This is a genomic window from Plantactinospora sp. WMMC1484 (assembly GCF_049315195.1).
Lineage (GTDB): Bacteria > Actinomycetota > Actinomycetes > Mycobacteriales > Micromonosporaceae > Plantactinospora.
Genome location: NZ_CP186055.1, coordinates 6,904,665 through 6,918,272, shown reverse-complemented (window position 1 = coordinate 6,918,272; position 13,608 = coordinate 6,904,665). Strand labels below are relative to the sequence as shown.

The 13,608-nt window shown below is 72.9% G+C and carries 15 protein-coding genes; 12 read left to right on the top strand and 3 right to left on the bottom strand.

Annotated features, from left to right (window positions below; translation table 11 throughout):
- Positions 1 to 6: 6 nt before the first annotated feature.
- A complete protein-coding gene (locus ACN28C_RS29725) occupies positions 7 to 717 on the top strand; it encodes a VIT1/CCC1 transporter family protein (protein WP_422770805.1) in 711 nt (236 codons plus the stop codon).
- Between the two features lie 48 nt (positions 718 to 765).
- Here ACN28C_RS29725 and ACN28C_RS29720 read toward each other — a convergent pair whose 3' ends face one another.
- The 3 genes from ACN28C_RS29720 to ACN28C_RS29710 all read right to left on the bottom strand — a co-directional run bounded on the left by ACN28C_RS29720 (position 766) and on the right by ACN28C_RS29710 (position 2,397).
- On the bottom strand, positions 766 to 1,308 hold the full coding sequence (locus ACN28C_RS29720) for a nitroreductase/quinone reductase family protein (RefSeq protein WP_422774857.1): 543 nt from the start codon (positions 1,306 to 1,308) through the stop codon (positions 766 to 768).
- A 170-nt stretch (positions 1,309 to 1,478) separates the two neighbouring features.
- The gene (locus ACN28C_RS29715) at positions 1,479 to 1,901 is read right to left on the bottom strand and encodes a ferritin-like domain-containing protein (RefSeq protein ID WP_422770804.1); all 423 of its coding nucleotides are present in this window, start codon (positions 1,899 to 1,901) and stop codon (positions 1,479 to 1,481) included.
- Between the two features lie 34 nt (positions 1,902 to 1,935).
- Complete coding sequence (locus ACN28C_RS29710) at positions 1,936 to 2,397, bottom strand: hypothetical protein (protein ID WP_422774856.1); 462 nt, start codon at positions 2,395 to 2,397, stop codon at positions 1,936 to 1,938.
- A 261-nt stretch (positions 2,398 to 2,658) separates the two neighbouring features.
- On the opposite strand from ACN28C_RS29710, the gene rimP reads away from it, so the two are divergent.
- The 11 genes from rimP (at position 2,659) to ACN28C_RS29655 (ending at position 13,547) form a co-directional block, all read left to right on the top strand.
- Positions 2,659 to 3,393 carry a ribosome maturation factor RimP gene (gene rimP, locus ACN28C_RS29705; protein ID WP_422770803.1) on the top strand — a complete coding sequence of 245 codons (735 nt, stop codon included), beginning with the start codon at positions 2,659 to 2,661 and terminating at the stop codon, positions 3,391 to 3,393.
- Entirely contained in the window at positions 3,390 to 4,445 is a 1,056-nt protein-coding gene (gene nusA / locus ACN28C_RS29700; RefSeq protein ID WP_422770802.1) for a transcription termination factor NusA, read from the top strand. Before rimP ends, nusA begins: the two co-directional genes overlap by 4 nt.
- 15 nt (positions 4,446 to 4,460) lie before the next feature.
- Positions 4,461 to 4,805, top strand: coding sequence for a YlxR family protein (locus ACN28C_RS29695; protein WP_422770801.1), 345 nt, complete (start codon positions 4,461 to 4,463; stop codon positions 4,803 to 4,805).
- A 93-nt stretch (positions 4,806 to 4,898) separates the two neighbouring features.
- The gene (gene infB / locus ACN28C_RS29690) at positions 4,899 to 7,883 is read left to right on the top strand and encodes a translation initiation factor IF-2 (RefSeq protein WP_422770800.1); all 2,985 of its coding nucleotides are present in this window, start codon (positions 4,899 to 4,901) and stop codon (positions 7,881 to 7,883) included.
- Positions 7,884 to 8,016: 133 nt separating this feature from the next.
- Positions 8,017 to 8,310 carry a DUF503 domain-containing protein gene (locus tag ACN28C_RS29685; RefSeq protein WP_422770799.1) on the top strand — a complete coding sequence of 98 codons (294 nt, stop codon included), beginning with the start codon at positions 8,017 to 8,019 and terminating at the stop codon, positions 8,308 to 8,310.
- A 206-nt stretch (positions 8,311 to 8,516) separates the two neighbouring features.
- On the top strand, positions 8,517 to 9,020 hold the full coding sequence (rbfA, locus tag ACN28C_RS29680) for a 30S ribosome-binding factor RbfA (RefSeq protein ID WP_422770798.1): 504 nt from the start codon (positions 8,517 to 8,519) through the stop codon (positions 9,018 to 9,020).
- A complete protein-coding gene (locus ACN28C_RS29675; RefSeq protein ID WP_422770797.1) occupies positions 9,017 to 10,114 on the top strand; it encodes a DHH family phosphoesterase in 1,098 nt (365 codons plus the stop codon). The genes rbfA and ACN28C_RS29675 overlap by 4 nt, the downstream gene beginning before the upstream one ends.
- A 52-nt stretch (positions 10,115 to 10,166) precedes the next feature.
- Positions 10,167 to 10,574, top strand: coding sequence for a hypothetical protein (locus tag ACN28C_RS29670; RefSeq protein WP_422770796.1), 408 nt, complete (start codon positions 10,167 to 10,169; stop codon positions 10,572 to 10,574).
- Positions 10,571 to 10,780 carry a DUF6186 family protein gene (locus tag ACN28C_RS29665; protein WP_422770795.1) on the top strand — a complete coding sequence of 70 codons (210 nt, stop codon included), beginning with the start codon at positions 10,571 to 10,573 and terminating at the stop codon, positions 10,778 to 10,780. Before ACN28C_RS29670 ends, ACN28C_RS29665 begins: the two co-directional genes overlap by 4 nt.
- Before the next feature lie 751 nt (positions 10,781 to 11,531).
- Positions 11,532 to 11,903, top strand: a complete 372-nt coding sequence (locus ACN28C_RS29660) for a hypothetical protein (protein WP_422770794.1) — start codon at positions 11,532 to 11,534, stop codon at positions 11,901 to 11,903.
- Positions 11,904 to 11,909: 6 nt separating this feature from the next.
- Positions 11,910 to 13,547: an alpha/beta hydrolase gene (locus ACN28C_RS29655; protein ID WP_422770793.1), complete on the top strand. Its 1,638-nt coding sequence runs from the start codon at positions 11,910 to 11,912 to the stop codon at positions 13,545 to 13,547.
- Positions 13,548 to 13,608 lie beyond the last annotated feature (61 nt).

The window sequence follows — 13,608 nt, the reverse complement described above, 5'->3', positions numbered from 1 at the left end:
CCCACCGTGACGGAGGCCGCCACCCCGGTCAGCGAGCACCACCACGCCGACGTCTCCGGCGGCTGGCTCCGCCCCGCCGTCTTCGGCGCGATGGACGGCCTGGTCACCAACATCGCCCTGATCGCCGGGGTCGGCGGCGGCGGTGTCGCGCCCCGCAACATCGTGCTGACCGGCTTCGCCGGGCTGGTGGCCGGGGCGATCTCGATGGCCCTCGGCGAGTACACCAGCGTGCAGTCGCAGAACGAGCAGGTCGCCGCCGAGGTTGCCAAGGAGCGCCGCGAGCTGGAACGGAACCCGGCCGGCGAGGCGCGGGAACTCGCCGACGCCTGGGTGGAGCGCGGGCTGCCCCGGGAGCTCGCCGAGCAGGTCGCGGAGGTCCTGCGGGACAACCCGGAGGAGGCGCTGCGGGTGCACGTCCAGGAGGAGCTGGGCGTCGACGCCGACGAGCGGCCGAGCCCGTGGACGGCCGCCCTCTCGTCGTTCCTCTGCTTCTCGGTCGGCGCCGTCGTGCCGTTGCTCAGCTATCTGCTGGGCTTCTCCAGCCTGTGGCTGGCGCTCGGGGTGGGTGGTGTCGGCCTCTTCGTCGCCGGTGCGTTGGTCGCCCGCTTCACCCGGCGGCGGTGGTGGGTCAGCGGTGGCCGGCAGCTCCTGCTCGGCGCGGCGGCGACCGCCGCGACGTACCTGGTCGGTCGGCTGATCGGCGTCGGCGTGAGCTGAGACGCCGACCGGCGCGACAACAGGCCGGTCACCTGGACATCAGAGGCGTTAACCCGCGCCGTTGGCGCCTCTGATGTCCAGGTCGTTGTCGCCGGTGGTGCCCGGCGGCCACTCTCCGGCCGGTGGACCGGCCGGTTCCAGGCGGAAGACGCGGATCTCGCGGACGCCGGCCCGGTGTACGTAGGTCCGGTACGCCGGCCACTCGGCCACCAGCAGAGCCCAGAGCCGGTCCCGCTCGGCGCCCTCGGCCATTCGGGCCCGGACCGGTGTCCGGGTGCCGTCGACGGTGACCGTGGCGGTCGGGTCGGCGAGCAGGTTGAGCGCCCAGGCGGGCTGTTCCGGGCGCCCCCAGTTCGAGCCCGCGACGATCAACGCGTCGCCGTCCGGCACGTAGAGCAGCGGGGTGCTGCGCGGGCGCCCGGACCGGCGGCCGGTGGTGGTGATCAGCAGCGACGGCACCAGGCCGAGAGCCACGACCCGACCCCGGGTCAGCCGGGCGACCAGGCGGTCGGCGGGTACCAGCAACGGCGTGCAGGCGGCGAACCAGCGCGTGTGCCCGAGCCGACGGACGGCCCTGCCCAGCGCGGACAACGATTTCCCCGAAGCGGACATCGATACAGTGTGCCGGTTCCCCACGCGCCGTGCCGCCGCGAGTGCCGTGCCGCTGGGTGCCGTGCCGCCGCGAGTGCCGTGCCGCTGGGTGCCGTGCCGCCGGGGTGCCGTGGGGAGTGCCTGCCGCAGGGACTGCCGTGCCGGCGGTGTCAGGCCGGGCGGCCGGGGAACGGAACGGTGGCCGGGTTGACCCCGGCGGCCTTTCGCCACCGGGTGGCCCGGACCGCCGCGTCGGTGAGCCCGTCGACCGCCCGGGCGCGCTGGGGACCCTCGGTGGCGGGCAGTGCGGCCCGCCAGACCGCCGCGGTCCGCTCCTCGATCTCGACCGCCAGCCGGAGCGCGCTCGCCTCGTCGGTCACCGGGAACGGCAGCGCGTATGCCGGTGCGGCCGCCGGCACCGGGCCGCCCGCTTCGGTGAGGAGCAGGACGAGCGCGTCCCGGCGGCTGCGGTGCGCCGCCTCGGCGGAGCGGGCCTGGTCGGCGGCGGCACCGCGCAGCCGTACCCCGATCGGCCCGTACGCGTAGATCGCCGCATGCTCGGCGGCTAGTGCGGCCGCCAGTGCCTCGGACATCAGCCCACCTCCTGCCGTGCCGGCCCCGGCCCGATCACCTCAGCACCTCCAGGTGGGTCGCCCGGGCCGCGGCGATCGACCCGACCAGGGCGGCCCGGCCGGCCGGAGCCTCGGCGGCGGCCCTGCTCGCCGCCTCCCTGCCCTGCTGTTCGGCCTCCCGCAACCCGCCGAGGGTGGTCGCCGCCGTCCCGGCCGCGGGGTCGGTGGCCGGGGTGGCAGCGGTGGGGGTGGCGCTGGGCAGCGCCGTTCCGGTCACCCGGGCGAGCTCGGCGGCGTGCGCACGGTGCGCCTCGGCGACCGGGCGGAGCCGGTCGGCCAGCTCCGGGTGGGCCGCGACAGCCGCGTCGTAGCGGGCGGCGAGGTCGAGGGCGCCGGTGATCAGCGGTGCCAGCGGGTCCGGCGGAGGCGGCGGATCCGGCTCGCCGTCGAAGAGCCCGCAGCCGGTGACCGGGGCGGTGGCGCCGACGAACCCCAGCAGGACGACTGCACGCACCACCTCGCGCCGGGACCGCCCCACCCGGAGGACCCGTTCCGGATGCCGGCTCGTCCCGATCGTCTGGTCCGTGTTCCCGATCCGCACCCGGCAAGTCAACACCATCGGTACCGTCGCCGGGGTCCGCACCCGGGGCGTCGGTGCGCCGACCGGCCCCCGGGGCGGCCCGCGCGTTACGCTCTGCGCAGCCGCCGGACGCACGAGTCCGGTGGCACGCTGGTATGGCTGCCGGGCGGGGCCGGCGATCGTGGGAGGAGGGCGGAGATGACGCAGCGTGGCCGGAACGCCGGTCGGCCGAAGGTGGGCCACCGGGCTCCTGGGCGTCCACGCGACGACTCGTCCACGCGTCGGCTCCGGCTCCGTGCGGTGATCGAACCGGTGGTGACCGCCGCCGGCTACGACCTGGAGGACCTGTCGGTGTCCCGGGCCGGCCGGCGGTACGTGGTCCGGGTGGTGGTGGACGGTGACGGTGGGGTGAGCCTGGACGCGGTCGCGGACGTCTCCCGGCTGCTCTCCAAGGCCCTCGACGAGGCCGAGGAGACCGGTGGGGACCTGGTCGCCGGGGAATACCAGCTCGAGGTGAGTTCACCCGGCGTGGACCGGCCGCTGACCCTGCCCCGGCACTGGCGGCGCAACGTCGGCCGCTTGGTGAAGGTGACCGTGCGTGGCCCCGGCCGGCGCCCGGAGGCCGGCGGTGCCGAGGGCGGCGGTTCGGACGGGCGCCCGGGTGCCGGCGCCGCGGGCGGGGCGGCCGTGTCGGGGTCCGGTGACCGGCAGCTGACCGCCCGGGTGGTCGCCGCGGACGACGGCCAGGTGGTGCTGGAGACCGACGCCGGACCGGTTGGCTGGGCGTACCCCGACCTCGGGCCGGGGCGGGTGCAGGTGGAGTTCGGCCGGCTGGACGAGATCGCCGATGACGATCTGACCGGTGCCGGCGATGATGACGATGAAGACGTCGGCAACGGCGACGACGAAGATGTGGAGGGCGAGGAGCGATGAACATCGACCTCGCGGCGTTGCGCGCCCTGGAACGGGAGCGGGAGATCCCGTTCGACACCATTCTCGCGGCGATCGAGACCGCGTTGCTGACGGCGTACCGGCACACCGAGGGGGCCCAGGCGCACGCCCGGGTCGAGATCGACCGCAAGACCGGCGCGGCCCTGGTCTACGCCCAGGAGCAGGACGCCGAGGGCGCGGTGATCCGGGAGTTCGACGACACTCCGCACGACTTCGGCCGGATCGCCGCGATGACCGCCAAGCAGGTCATCCTGCAACGGCTGCGGGAGGCCACCGACGAGGTGCACTTCGGCGAGTACGTCGGCCGGGACGGTGACCTGGTCACCGGGGTGGTGCAGGCGCACGAGGCGCGCAGCGAGAAGGGCATCGTCTCGGTCGACCTCGGCAAGGTGGAGGCGGTGCTGCCCCAGGCCGAGCAGGTCCCCGGCGAGATCTACGAGCACGGTCAGCGGATCCGTTGCGTGGTCGTCCACGTGGTGAAGAGCTTCCGGGGCCCGCAGATCACCCTCTCCCGGTCGCATCCCAACCTGGTGAAGAAGCTCTTCGCCCTGGAGGTGCCGGAGATCGCTGACGGCACGGTGGAGATCGCCGCAATCGCCCGCGAGGCCGGCCATCGCACCAAGATCGCGGTGCGGTCGATGGTGCCGGGCGTGAATGCCAAGGGTGCCTGCATCGGCCCGATGGGGCAGCGGGTCCGGGCGGTGATGAGCGAGCTGCACGGTGAAAAGATCGACATCATCGACTGGTCGGAGGATCCGGCCCAGTTCGTGGGCAATGCCCTCTCGCCGGCCAAGGCGCTCCGGGTCGAGGTCGTCGACGCGGCGACCCGTACGGCCCGGGTGACCGTACCCGACTTCCAGCTCTCTCTGGCCATCGGGCGGGAGGGGCAGAATGCCCGGCTTGCTGCCCGGTTGACCGGTTGGCGGATCGACATCCGCCCGGACACCGAGCAGATGCCGAGCCAGGCGCCGGCCGGCCGGCAGAGCGGTCCTGATCACGCGGCCGAGGCAGACGGCGCGATCTCGGCCGGGTAGGGGTAGACTTTCTCAGTGGTACGACGCGCGGAGCCGGAGCGCACCTGTGTGGGCTGTCGGCAACGGGCGCCGGCCGGCCAGCTGCTGCGGATTGTCGCGGTCGGCGATGAGACTGGTCACAGCCTCCGACCCGATCCGGCGCGTAGCCTGCCGGGGCGGGGAGCTCACCTTCATCCCGACCCGGCATGCTTCACGCTCGCAGTGCGGCGCCGCGCCTTCGGGCGGGCGCTGCGGATCGCTGGCGTACCTGACGCGAGTGAGTTGGCCGAGCACCTCCAAGGCGTTGACAACCACGACCGGTCACCCGACCGGGCGGGATCGACGCAACGGACCGTAAGCAAGGTAGGACGACCGACATGAGCACACGATGAAGTCCCAGAAATGACCAGGCTTCAAGTGCACGAGTGAGGTCGCTGCGGGTGCTGCCCGCACGACCTCGGAGTGAGGAGTGCAGTGGCAGGCAAGGCCCGCGTACACGAGCTGGCTAAGGAGCTCGGGGTCGAAAGCAAGACCGTTCTCGCCAAGCTCAAGGAGATGGGCGAGTTCGTCAAGTCAGCGTCGAGCACCGTCGAGGCCCCCGTGGCCCGGCGGCTGCGCGGCGCCTTCGTCGCGTCTGCGGAGCCGTCGGCACCTCCGGCCGCTCCGACGCCGCCGCCGACACCCAAGGCGGCCCCGACGCCGAGCACAGGAGAGCCCAGGATCTCCGCGAAGCCGGGACCGCCCCGGCGGCCGACGCCTCCGGCCAAGCCCAGGGGCCCGGTGCCGGGCCCGCCGCAGCCGGCGACCCCGGTCGCCAAGCCGGCGAGCGCCCACGACATCGAGCTGGCCGCGGCGGAGGCGCGCGCGGCCGCCCTCAAGGCCGAGCAGGAGGCAACCGTCAAGGCCGCCCAGGCGGCTCGGCAGCAACGCAACGACACCACCCGGCGGGAGCCGCCGGGTGACGGCGGCACCACCACGAACCGGCCGAAGCCGGGTCCCGGTGCCGCCCCGCCGCGTCCGGGCGCCCCGTCGGGCGCGCGGCCGACGCCGCCCGGTGCGCCGACGCCCGGTCCCGGCCGGCCCGGTGGCCGTCCGACGGGACGCAGCGGCGGTAACAACCCGTTCGGCATCACACCGGGCGGTCAGCGTCCGGCGGCGTCGGGTGGGCCCCGGCCCAACCCGGCGAACATGCCGCCCCGGCCGAGCCCGGCCTCGATGCCGCCCCGGCCGAGCCCCGCGTCCATGCCGACGCAGCGCCCCGGCCGTCCCGGTGGCGGCCCCGGCCGTCCCGGTGGCGGTGCCGGTGCCGGTCGCCCCGGTGGTGGCGGAGGCGGTGGCTTCCGCGGCGGTCCCGGCGGTGGTGGCGGAGGCGGTGGCTTCCGTGGCGGTGGTGGCGGCGGAGGCGGTGGCTTCCGTGGCGGTCCCGGCGGTGGTGGCGGCGGTGGCGGTGGCTTCCGTGGCGGCCCCGGCGGTGGGGCACCGGCCGGTGGTGCCGGCCGTCCCGGTGGCGGCGGTCGTGGCCGTGGCGGCGGTGCCGCGGGTGCCTTCGGGCGTCCCGGTGGCAAGCCGACCCGTGGTCGCAAGTCCAAGAAGCAGCGCAGACAGGAGTTCGACAACCTGTCGGCGCCGACCATGAGCTCGGGCGCTCCGCGCGGTCAGGGCCAGGTCATCCGGCTGCCACGCGGTGCGTCGTTGTCGGACTTCGCAGACAAGATCAACGCGAATCCGGGTTCGCTGGTCCAGGAGATGTTCAACCTGGGCGAGATGGTCACCGCGACCCAGTCCGTCTCGGACGACACCCTCCAGCTGCTCGGCGAGCACCTCGGCTTCGAGATCTCGATCGTCAGCCCGGAGGACGAGGACCGCGAGCTGCTCGCGCAGTTCAACATCGATCTGGACGCCGAGGTCGCCTCGGACCGGCTGGTCAGCCGCCCGCCGGTGGTGACCGTCATGGGTCACGTCGACCACGGTAAGACCAAGCTCCTCGACGCGATCCGCAAGGCGAACGTGGTCGAGGGCGAGGCCGGTGGCATCACCCAGCACATCGGTGCCTACCAGGTGCACGTGCCGCACGAGGGTGAGGACCGGGCGCTGACCGTCATCGACACCCCGGGTCACGAGGCGTTCACCGCCATGCGTGCCCGTGGTGCCCAGGTCACCGACATCGTGGTGCTGGTGGTCGCCGCCGACGACGGCGTCATGCCGCAGACGATCGAGGCGCTCAACCACGCCAAGGCGGCGGACGTGCCGATCGTGGTGGCGGTCAACAAGATCGACAAGCCGGAGGCCAACCCGGACAAGGTTCGGCAGCAGTTGACGGAATACGGTCTGGTCGCCGAGGAGTACGGCGGCGACACCATGTTCGTCAACGTGGCGGCCAAGCCCGGCATCGGCATCGAGGAGCTGCTCGAGGCGATCCTGCTCACCGCCGACGCGTCGCTGGAGCTGACCGCTCCGACCGACGGGCCGGCCCAGGGTGTGGCCATCGAGGCACACCTGGACAAGGGTCGCGGCGCCGTCGCCACGGTGCTGGTGCAGAAGGGCACCCTGCGGGCCGGCGACTCGATCGTCGCCGGTGGGGCGCACGGCCGGGTCCGGGCCATGCTCGACGAGAACGGCAAGCCGGTCACCGAGGCCGGCCCCGCGCGTCCCGTCATGGTGCTGGGTCTGACCGCGGTGCCGGGAGCGGGTGACACCTTCCTGGCGGCCGAGGACGACCGTACGGTGCGGCAGATCGCCGAGCAGCGGCAGGCGCGGCGGCGGGCGGCGAGTTTCGCCAACTCGCAGCGGCGACCGAGCCTCGAAACGATCATGGAGCAGCTCAAGGAGGGCGAGAAGACCTCGCTCAACCTGGTGCTCAAGGGCGACGGCTCCGGCTCGGTGGAAGCGCTGGAGGACGCGCTCTTCAAGCTCGACATTCCGGCGGAGGTCCAGCTGCGGATCATCCACCGGGGCGTCGGTGCCATCACGGAGAGCGACGTCATGCTGGCCAGTGCCTCGTCCGAGGCGGTCACGATCATCGGCTTCAACGTCCGGGCCTCCAACAAGGTCCGGGAGATCGCCGACCGCGAAGGCGTGGAGATCCGGTACTACACGGTCATCTACCAGGCCATCGAGGAAATCGACGCCGCACTCAAGGGCCTGCTCAAGCCGGAGTTCGAAGAGGTCGAGCTGGGCAGCGCGGAGATCCGCGACGTCTTCCGCTCGTCCAAGATCGGCAACATCGCCGGTTGTATCGTCCGGTCCGGTGTCATCCGCCGCAACGCCAAGGCGCGGCTGCTGCGCGACGGGACGGTCGTGGCCGACAACGTCACGATCAGCTCGCTCAAGCGGTTCAAGGACGACGCCACCGAGGTCCGCGAGGGCTTCGAGTGCGGTCTGACGTTGAGCAACTTCAACAACGTCCAGGTCGGGGACATCATCGAGACGTTCGAGATGCGCGAGAAGCCGCGCGCCTGAGCGAGATCGATCGCCGGTGGCCGGAGCCCTTCGGGCTCCGGCCACCGGCCTGTCCGGGGTCGGGCGGCAAAAAAGGGCCAGGCGCCGGGAAAGGCGGTGAGCGGCGGCGGGAAGATGGCGTACCCTTCCGGCCGTGTATACCGGAACCGCCCTGTTCGACCTGCTGCTGCCCGGAGACTCGCGCTCCCTGAAGACCAAGCGGTCGTATGTCCGGCCCATCGTCGCCGCGCTGCGCCGGTTCGAGGTCTCGGCCGCCGAGGTGGGCGTGCTCGACCTGCACGGGCGGGCCCAGATCGGGGTCGCCCTGGTCGCCTCCGAGCCGCAGCACGTCGGTACGGTGCTGGATGCCTGCGAGCGTCTGGTCGCCGGGCGGCCGGAGGTCGAGTTGCTCTCCGTGCGGCGCCGGATGCACGGCGACGACGACTGAGCCCGGCGGACGACGAGGAGCGAGCCTTGACCCACGACGAGGACCGAGCCCGGCTCACCGGGCCGGGCCTGCCGGGACGGCCGATGGCGACGGCGGCGGCGAGGCTCCAGGATGCGCGGGTAGTGTTTCCCAGGTCGGCCGGTCCGGCCGCGGCGCCCAGCGTCGCCAGTCCGGCCCGGAAGCAGGATGGGCGTGGAGGTGCGGAGATGACGGACCAGGCCAAGGTGCGTCGGCACGCGGAGCGGGTGCGGGAACTGGTGGCGTCGGTGGTACGCACCCAGATCAAGGACCCCCGACTCGGCATGATCACCATCACCGACGCCCGGATCACCCCCGACCTGCGCGATGCCACCGTCTTCTACACCGTGCTCGGTGACGCCTCCGACCAGGCGGCCACCGCCGCCGCGCTGGAGAGCGCCAAGGGGCTGCTGCGGAGCACGGTTGGCAAGGCGCTCGGGCTGCGCCACTCGCCGAGCCTGACCTTCGTCCTCGACAACGTGCAGGACCAGGTCAAACAGATCGACGACCTGCTGGCGGCGGCTCGTACCGCCGACGCCGAGGTGCAGCGGCTGGCCGCCCAGGCGGAGTACGCGGGCGAGGCGCAGCCGTACCGGATCGACTCCGATGAGGACGCGATCGACTCCGAGGAGGAGACCGACTCCGGGCACGACGACCGGCCACCGGCCGGTGACGGCGGAGGGCGTCCGTGAGCGGCGCACTGCTCACCGACGTGTCCCCGCCGGCCGCCGAGCAGCCGACCGAGGCGGAGTGGGCGGCGGCGGTCTCGGCGATCACCCGTCTCCCCGCCGACGGCCGGGTGCTGCTGATCTGTCACGTCAACCCTGACGGCGACGCGCTGGGCAGCATGCTCGGCTTCGGACTGGGGCTGCGGCAGCTCGGCGTACGGCATCTCCAGGCCACCTTCCCCGGGCGTCCGGAGGTGCCGGAGCCGCTTCAGGCGATGCCCGGCCTCGACCTGCTGGTCCCGGCGACGGCCGCGGATCCCGATCCTGACCTGGTGATCTGCTTCGACGTCGCCGGCGTCTCGCGGCTCGGCGACCTGGCCGACCGGCTCGACCGGGCCGGCGCCGCCCTGGTGCTGGACCACCACGCCTCCAACACCCGGTTCGGCGGCATCCACCTGGTCGACCCGGACGCCGCCGCCACCTCGGTGGTGGTGGAGAAGCTGCTGGTCCGGCTCGGTGTGCCGCTGGACGCGGAAATCGCCGAGTGCCTCTACATCGCCCTGGCCACCGACACCGGCTCGTTCCGGTTCGACATGACCACTCCGGCGGTGCACGAGATGGCCGCCCGGCTGCTGGCCACCGGCATCAGCCCCGGGGAGATCTCCCGGCGGATCTTCGACACCCGGCCGTTCGGTGCGGTCCGGCTCTACGGTGACGTGCTCGGGCGTACCCAGCTCGAACCGTCGGCGGCCGGCGGGGTCGGGCTGGTCTGGACGTACGCGACGCTGGCGGACCTGGCCCGGCACGGGCAGCGCCCGTACACGCTGGAACCACTGATCGACTCGGTGCGGTGCACCGCCGAGGCGGACGTGAGCTGCGTGCTCAAGCAGGTCACCGAGGCGGAGTGGGCGGTCTCCATGCGCAGCAAGGGGGCCACGGACGTGAGTGCGGTGGCGGTGGCGCTGGGCGGCGGTGGACACCGCCTGGCGGCCGGGTTCACGGGGCGCGGCTCGGCGCCGGAGATCGTCGACGCGATCCGGGCCGAGTTGGCCAGGGCCGGCCGGCCGGGCGCAGCCGGGGCGGGGATGCCCTCCGCCGACCTGCAAGATCGGGAGTAACCCGGCCGGCGGCGTGCTTTCCGCCCGGCGCTCGCGCGAGGACAATTGGCTAATGGAACAGCAGCCGGAGCTCTCTGCGGACGTGCCCCGGGCCTGGGACCGACCGGTCGTCACGGTTCCGACCCTCACCCTCCTGTCCGTGATCGGAGGGCAGTTCCCCTCCTTCTCCACCCAGGCGAACATCTACGCCATCGGCACCGGCGGGGCGCTGGTGTGGCTGGGCGTAACCAGCCGGGTGCCCCGGCGGCCCGTACCGCACCGGTTGCGGTCCGGTGCCGCCTGGTGGCTGCTGCCGGTGCTGGTCTTCGGGGTCTTCGAGGCCAGCACCTTCATGCTCGGTTCCCGGGACGACTTTCCGACCTTCTCCAAGCTGGCCGACCCGCTGCTGGACGACCCGCTGGTGCGGTCGGTCGCCTACTTCGCGTGGCTCTCCGCGTTCTGGGGACTGGTGCGGCGATGAGACACGTCGCGATCGCCGGCTTCAGCCTGGCGCTGCTGCTCTTCGGCGCACTGGAGTGGGCCGCACGGCGGGAGGACTCCCGGATTCCGACCTTCGGTGACGTCTGCGCCTACGTGATGCGCTACGAGGTCGGTCCGGTACCGGTCGGCCGGATCGCCCTCTTCGGGTTCTGGTGGTGGATGGGCTGGCACTTCTTCGCCCGCTGACCAGGTCGTCCGGGTGGGGCCGGCGGGTTTCGATGTCCCGGATGGCGGGAATGCTGCGCAGGATGTGGACCTGAACGATAACTTGGGTAATGGAACTGAACGATACCTAGGGTTGCGTTCCCACCCGTCCCACCCGGACCGGGTGTGGCAACCCCGCGCAGATCGCCCGGCTGCCAGGGTCGACCGACCCGGGGCTCACGCCGTCCCGGCCGCCCGGTCCGGAGATCCCGGACCCGCCGTCGTCGCGGCCGATCAGCACGACCCCGTCGTGGTGCACCGCGTCCTGCGGTGCCGCCCGCCCTGGAAGGAGCCACTCCGATGGCCGCCAAGCCGACCAAACCGAAGCAGGAAAACACCGACGAGGCCCGTGAGCAGGCCCGGCGCGCACTCCAGATGTCGATGGACACCCGCCAGTGACCGAGTGGGGAGCGGCGTGAGGGGCCGGATCCGGTTGTCGGACCGATCCCTTCGCACCCTCGCCAATCCTCCCTGGCGCCGGCCGACGAGCCGGACTGCTCCGCCCGCACCGGTCTGCCGGACGGCACCGATCCGTCCCGGACAGCCGGTGCGGTCGCGTGTCGGCTAGGGATCGTGCGTCGGGTGGGGACGGCCGACGGGTCGTGGCCCGGTCGACGGTCCTGGCCCGTAGGTCGACGGTCCTGGCCCGTAGGTCGACGTTGGTATATTGCTCTCCCAGCGGGGGTGGCCCGGTCGGCCGGGTGGTAGCCCCGAGGTGTGGCGGGGAGGCGTGATGACGCAGCCGGTGCGGGTCAACGTGCCCGGGTTGCGACGGCTGGGCGCGGAGATCGTCGACCACGGCGCCGAACTGAAGCGCAACGTCACGGCGGTCGAAAGTCGACTCGTGCCACCGGGCGGACCGGGGGTCGACGGTTGGGCCACTCTCGACGCGACGACCAGAGCCGCGCGCGGCTGGAGTTCCTGTCTCACCGGGCTCGGCGCCCGGATCGAGGCGGCCGGGGGCCTGTTGAGCGACTCGGCCGACAACTACGCGGAGTCGGAGAAGCGCTCCGTCCAGCGGATCGGTCGCGTCCGTCGGATGCCGCTGCCGGCGTCGGGAGCGACCGGATCGGCCGGTCCGCCCGCCCGGTCCGGCACGGGATAGCCGGGCATGGCCGGGATCTCCTTCGAGATGGTGCTGCGAGCCGACCCGGAACCGTGGCGGAAGGCGGCAGCCGACTGGGACAGGCTCGGCGCGGCGCTCGACGAGCGGACGGACGCGCTGTCCCGGTCGGCGAGGCGGCTCGTCGGTGTCTGGGAGTCCGGTCCGGCGTCGTCGTCGGCGGGTGCGCACTGCGAGGCGTTGCGCAAGGACCTCGACGCCGCGTTCCCGCCGCTGCTGCTGATCGCCCAGGCCCTCGCCCAGCACGGCAACACGGTCGCGGAACTGCGCGTCCGAGCCCGGGAACTGGTCGAGCAGGGCCGGGCCGCACACGTCACCGTCCACCCGGACGGGTCGATGACGGTCGACCCGGCCCACGTGACCGAAGCTACGGCCCGGTCCGTCTCCGCCCTGGTCGCGGTCCGGGACGCGCTGCTGCGGGAGGCCGCCGAACTCGACGCGCGGACCGCGAGGACGATCGCCGAGAACACCGCGACGGCATCCGGTATGCCCTCCGCCACGGTGCAGAGGTCGAGCGTGCCGGCCAGGGGAGCCGACCCGACCGACGTCAAGCGGTGGTGGGACTCGCTCTCCCCGGCGCAGCGCCGGTACGCGATATCGGAATATCCGGAGCTGATCGGGTCGCTCGACGGGGTGCCGGTGGTCAACCGGGACATCGCCAACCGGATCGTGCTGGATCGGGAGATGGACGGGCGTACCGAGCGCCGGGCCGAGTTGCAGGCCCGGGAGGCACACATCCGGGCGATGCTCGAGCAGGGCCGCGCCATCGAACTCTATCCGCGCGATCACCATCCGGCCACACACGCCGCCCAGCGCGAACTTGCCGTGATCGCGGACGAGCGGAACCGCATCGACGCCACCCTGCACGGGCTCAACTCGATCGATGCCCGGCTGGAGGATCCGGACAAGCCGCGGGCGTACCTGATCGGGCTCTCCACCACCGACGACGGCCGGGCGATCGTCTCGGTCGGCAACCCGGACGCCGCCGACAACGTGCTGACGTACGTCCCCGGGGTCGGGGCCGAGCTGGCGGGGGTGGAGACCGGTATCGAGCGGGCCGACCGGATGGCCCTGGACGCCAGGCGGATCGATCCGGGTCAGGAGACCGCGTCGCTGTACTGGCTCGGCTACGACGCACCGGACGACGCCGTCGTCGACGCGCCGTCCGACAGCTACGCCGAGGCGGGTGCCCGGGAGCTCAACCGGTTCCAGAACGGGCTGCGGGTCACCCACGACGGCGAGCCGTCCCGGAACGTCGTCCTCGGGCACAGCTACGGCTCGCTGGTGATCGGGCACGCCGCCGGCGGCGCCGGGATCGACGCCGACGCGGTGGTCTTCGTGGGCGCGCCCGGGGTAGACGTCGACTCGGCGGTGGAGTTGCGAGGTGTCACCGCGAACGAGGTGTGGGCCACCCGGGCACAGCACGACAAGATCGCCGCGTGGTCACCGGACGTCGTGCACGGCATCGACCCGACCGAGCCGCGGTTCGGTGGGCGGGTGTTCGGGAGCGATCCGGGCAACTCCGCCGACCGGGTGGCTACCCACTCGGCGTACTGGGACCCGGGAAACCTGGCCCGGGAGAACATCGCATACATCGTGACCGGACACCCGGAGATGGTCCGATGAGGGCCGCACGACCGACGTGAGGCGCCCCGCCGGCCCGGCGGGCTTCGGCATGTGGAGGAGA